Here is a 381-nt window from a genome sequence, read left to right as displayed (position 1 = left end):
AAATGTAACAACTATGAAATCCGAATAATAATATGAAAATATTACAAATCTTTGTCTGGCGTGGTTGGTGTAATCGGTTTCAGTAGCGATGATAATTTGCGGTAAAACGTGTTCAGGAAGAATGATGTTATTGTGCGGGCAGCTTTTTGCCGGATGCGGCGTGAACGCCTTATTCGGCCTACAAAATCATGAAAATTCAATACATTGCAAGATTTTCGTAGGCCTGATAAGCGTAGCGCTTCAGGCAATGCTGCATTTGCCATCAGTTATTATGCAGCGAGATTTTTCGCTACGAATTCCCAGTTCACCAGCGCCCAGAAGTGCTCCAGATAGCCAGGACGTGCATTGCGATAGTCGATGTAATAAGCGTGTTCCCAGACA

General features: G+C 43.0%; 1 protein-coding gene. It reads right to left on the bottom strand.

Translation table 11 applies throughout. The features are described from left to right. Positions 1-269: 269 nt before the first annotated feature. The coding region (locus D7W79_RS43065; protein ID WP_276375750.1) for a Fe-Mn family superoxide dismutase at positions 270-381 on the bottom strand (112 nt) is incomplete at its 5' end.

This window comes from Corallococcus exercitus (assembly GCF_003611585.1).
Lineage (GTDB): Bacteria > Myxococcota > Myxococcia > Myxococcales > Myxococcaceae > Corallococcus > Corallococcus exercitus.
The sequence above is the reverse complement of the archived record's forward strand: the minus strand, read 5'-3'. Positions and strand labels throughout refer to the sequence as shown.